2 protein-coding genes and 1 pseudogene are annotated in these 4,318 nt (G+C 69.3%); 1 reads left to right on the plus strand and 2 read right to left on the minus strand.

The window, feature by feature from the left end; all coding sequences use genetic code 11:
* Positions 1-1,172 precede the first annotated feature (1,172 nt).
* Both QMZ92_RS35595 and QMZ92_RS36690 read right to left on the minus strand, forming a co-directional pair.
* Positions 1,173-2,441, minus strand: coding sequence for an MFS transporter (locus QMZ92_RS35595; RefSeq protein WP_283302056.1), 1,269 nt, complete (start codon positions 2,439-2,441; stop codon positions 1,173-1,175).
* A gap of 94 nt (positions 2,442-2,535) precedes the next feature.
* A pseudogene (locus tag QMZ92_RS36690) lies at positions 2,536-2,739 on the minus strand (IS256 family transposase); the annotation flags it as partial.
* A 712-nt stretch (positions 2,740-3,451) separates the two neighbouring features.
* Between QMZ92_RS36690 and QMZ92_RS35605 the strand changes: the two are divergent.
* The gene (locus QMZ92_RS35605; RefSeq protein ID WP_283302058.1) at positions 3,452-4,315 is read left to right on the plus strand and encodes an aminoglycoside phosphotransferase family protein; all 864 of its coding nucleotides are present in this window, start codon (positions 3,452-3,454) and stop codon (positions 4,313-4,315) included.
* Positions 4,316-4,318 lie beyond the last annotated feature (3 nt).

Consider the following 4,318-nt stretch of genomic DNA (forward strand, 5'->3'; position numbering starts at 1 on the left):
CCATCGCGCACAGGCTGTCGACCGTGCGGGGCGCCGACCGGATCGTGGTCCTGCACGACGGACGCATCGTCGAGCAGGGCACCCACGAGGAGCTCTTGGAGCGTGACGGCAGGTACTCGGAGCTGGTACGTCGCGACGCCGAACCGGTTCCGGTCGCCGCGTGAGGCAGCCGGGGAAAGGCCGGAACGCCTCGTGTGGCGCCTGCCGGTGTCGGGCGTCCGAACAGCAGTCGTCCGCCTCGCCCCTTCGCCGGACGCTGATGCCGCGGCCCCGCTGCGGCGGGCCGCCGTCGCTCGCTCACGCCGGGTCGGTGGCCTTGTCCAGGGGATGTTGCGGTCTGAGGCTCGACCATGGGAGTGGACACCGGGTTTCATACGACGAGTGGCAGCGCATGTGATGCGGTGAGTGGCTGTTCGCAACCGGTCGCGTGTGGTAGCCGAAGGCGGAGTGACGGCGGCGCTGGCTTCAGTGCGACGTCCAGCGGAACAACTCGAGCCGGCCCGAGGACTGTGGCGGGCGAGAACCGGTTCCCTTCGGGAAGTACTGCCGCGGGCGCCTCCGCCGGGCGTTCCCGGGGCCGTCTCCCTTCGACCGTCCGGACCCAGTTCCGCCACGTCTCCGGGTTCATCCCCAGACCAGCGACAACCGACCTCCGTTCCCGGCCGCCATTTCGTTCGACGCGACCACGACGGCCTTGAAACTCCGGCGGATAGCACTTCATGACCACGGGACAGCCGTTCTCCCGGACTCAAGATCCGAGCGTCTCCGGTGTCCAAGAGCCGGGGGCAGGCCCAGGTCAGGCCCCCTTCCGAACCTGCCCCCTGCCGGGGCCGGGTTCGGAGGGTCACCACTCGGGGCCAGGTCCCGGTCACCGCGTGATCATCGGTTGGTATGGACAAGCGACCGGCCTTCTACCTGTGCTGGCCACCCACCACGGTCACCCTTGCGGAACTCGTCCGCGTTGCCGGCGTCCTCTGGAGCATCGAGGAGTGCGACCAGGCTGTTGCACTGGTCAATCTGGCGCAGACTCCACGAGGCAACAGCCCGACACAGCCACGACAGACGACGACCCTGCTGGCTGGATCACGAAACCACATTGGAGTACTGACCTGCGCGTTTCATCGGGGGCTTGCGTCCGGATCCGATCGGCGAGGTGGGTATACGTCCCGTCATCACTCGCCGCGCCTCCCTTGGTCTTCACCACGGTCTGCACCAGGCGCGCCAGTGGCTCCGGGAGGTACCGGACGAGACCGTCGCGCACGCCCGGCCTCCCGGAGCCTCCAGGCCGTCGCCAGCAGTGCCGCACCAGTGAACTCCGCGGCGACCAGCAGCCACCCCGTGGTCCAGCGGCCGCTGCTGTCGACCAGCAGACCGAAAAGCGGTGGCGTGAGGGCAAAACCTGCGAAGAATCCGGCCGACACCATGGCCGAGTCATGGCCCGCCTGCTCCGGCGGCGTGTCCTGCAGGACGAGCATCATGGTTACCGCGTTGACGGATACCGCGCAGAGCCCGATGGCCGCAGCTGCGAACCAGACCAACAGCGGTAGCTGCACCGTGAAGGCGAGGAGGAGGGTGGCCACGACCGATCCCGTCAGCAGGAGCGCGGGTAGTTCGCGGGTCCGCTGAGGGGACCGCGCCGCTCTCGAACACGCCATGCGACCTACGATGCCGGCCCCGCCGACAACGGCTACCAACGCGGCTGCCTGTGTGTCGCCGAGCCCGAGTTCGTCCGTCGCGTAGAGCGTGATGTAGGTGTTCACACAGGCGATTCCCCCACCCAGCGGCACAGAGAGGACCAGCAGCCACGCAACCGTGCCACGGGGCAACAGCGGAGGTCGCGGCGCGGTCGGCCGTCCCGTCCGGTCGATCCGGTCGACAGGCAACGCCAGCGCCCCCCACAGCGCCGCACCTGCGGCGACTGCGGCCATGACCCATGCCACCACCCGCCACCCGGCCGCCGCTGACAGCCAAGCCAGCGGCAGGCCGGCGGCCAAAGCGGCCAGTTGGACACCCGACTGCTTGACGCCCGTGATCAGAGCGCGATGCTCAGCCGGCGCATCTGCGGCAATGGCGCTGTTGGTAGCCGGATTCGCCAGCGCCTGCGCAAGGCCGCCCAAGGCAACCGACGCCAGCAGCACCAACGGGCCTGGGGCCACCCCGATCAGCAGCAGCGCAGCTGCTGCGGTCGCCATCAAGACGACGAGGCTGCGCCTGGGTCCTACCCGGTCCACCATCCGTCCGCTCAGCGGAGAAGAAAGAGCGGCTACAGCGCAACTGACCGTCGTCGTCGCACCCAGCAGAGTCGGCGAGAGAGACAGGGTTCTCACCACTTGCGGACCCAACGCGCCCAGCAGAAAGAAGTGCATCATGGACAGTCCCATGGCGCCAGTGAGCAAGACCATCACCACCGGGGTGCCGATGGCGGAGCGGTTCCTTCGCATGTCATGGGATGCTCCTTCATCGGCAGGTTCCAGCGCGGCATTGGAACTGATCGGGTCTGTCGAACCAGCGTTGCGTCTGGCGGTGTTTGGACGGCTACCGACGGGCTGCGGGGAGTCGGCCGTCGGAGGTGGTGTCGGAGGCGTTCAGGGCGGTCTTCCAGCGCATGGTTCAGCGGGCCTGGCCCGTGCCGGTGGGATCCGGGCTCATGATGGCCATGCGGATGTGCTTCACGGCGGCGGTCTCGCTGTGGAGTCGGTCGCGGGCCCCGACCGCACGCCGGATCCCGGCGATCACGGACACGCTGCTCCCTTACCGCCGTGGCCGACCCAGAGGTCCAGGACGTCCCCGCCGCCCCTCCGCGGTGACAGCGGGGGCGACGCAGATGGCCTGGCCGGCCACGGCGCCGTCATGGGTCCGCGCGTGGTTCGCTCCCCGACCTCAATCCCGTCCAGTGGGTACGGGCGCAGGTCAAGCACAGCCCGCCAACCTCGCCGTGGTCGCCCTCGACCAGCTTGAATTCCTCGGACGCAGCCGGCTCGAGTGCCCTCAGTGCCGGCCCCGGCATGCACCCTCGACGGCTTCAGAACGGGAATCGTCCTGCCCCCTCGACGGTCCAGCGTCACCTCGCCGGGGCGAAGTCAGCAACGCCGTAAGGGTGGATACGGGGTAGAAGGCATGTCTCCGGATATCGTGACGAGGATTGCTGGGTCATGCTGACTCCATGGACGACGATGCTCATACGCCGCCGCATGGTGACAACGCGCGCAGCCCCATGAGGGGTCCGCACTCCTCGGCCGGCGATGAGACCGCGGCGCGCGCCACTGCACCGCCTGGGATTGGTGGTAATGGGGTGCTCACGAGCCAGGTGCCGCCGACCGCGGCTGAGTGTGCCCAGGTACTGCGGGAGGTGATCTCCGGGGGTGTGGTCGGGGCATGGGGGGTGGGCGAGGTGGTGGTGACCCGGCACCGGCGGAGGCATTCCACGTTCCTGACCGAAGTGCAGGCCGAGATGGACGACGGAACCGGCGGTGGATGGCGGAAGGTTCCGCTGGTACTCAAGCATGGCTCGCACCACAGTGGACGGTCGGCGGATCAGGCGGCCCGACAGCTACGTGCTGCCGGACTCGACCGTCCCCCGTACCAGGTAGTCCGCACGCGCGGTGTCCACCCGGCGGGAACGCTGGTGACCGAGCATGCTCCGGGCAGGCCCTGGGCGCTGTCGCTGACCGGTTCCGAGGCGGACCGTGCCGTGGAGGCGGTCGCCGGTTTCCTGACCGCCTTGCAGGGCGTCTCGGCGGAGCTGCCGCCCCGACCGGCGCCGCACGAGCAGACGCTGCGTCAGCTTGCGGATCTGGCCGAGTTCGCCGCCGTGCATGCGTGGGACGAGCTCGCCGCGGTCCAGTGGCTGACCGAGCTCGTCGATCCGCTCCTGGAGCCGACCGGGAAGGTGCGGTTGGTGGCGGGACACGGGGACCTGCATCCCAAGAACGTCTACCTCGACAGGCTCGCCGCCACACCGCCGCTCGTGACGGTGATCGACTTGGACCACGCGGGGATGTACGAGCCCGCCCTCGACGTCGGATACGCGGTATGCCAGATCCTGGTGACCGGCACGCACCAAGGTCTCCCCCAGGACGAGCTGGCACGCGTCGCCGGCGGGCTGTGGGGCTGCTATCGCTCACACGGCGGGCGAGCCGACGAGCAGCGGATCGCGGTGCAGGTGGCGTGCGCATTCGTGCAGGTGCTCCACTTCGAGCTGATCGGTTACGGAGGGGGAGGCCGCCGTACCTTGGCTCGTTGGGCACGTCTGGCCACCGAGGTGCTCGACGACGGACCCGGGGCGCTGCGGCGGCTCGCCCGGGGCGCGCGATGACGC

The organism is Streptomyces sp. HNM0645, assembly GCF_030056615.1.
Taxonomy (GTDB): domain Bacteria; phylum Actinomycetota; class Actinomycetes; order Streptomycetales; family Streptomycetaceae; genus Streptomyces; species Streptomyces marianii.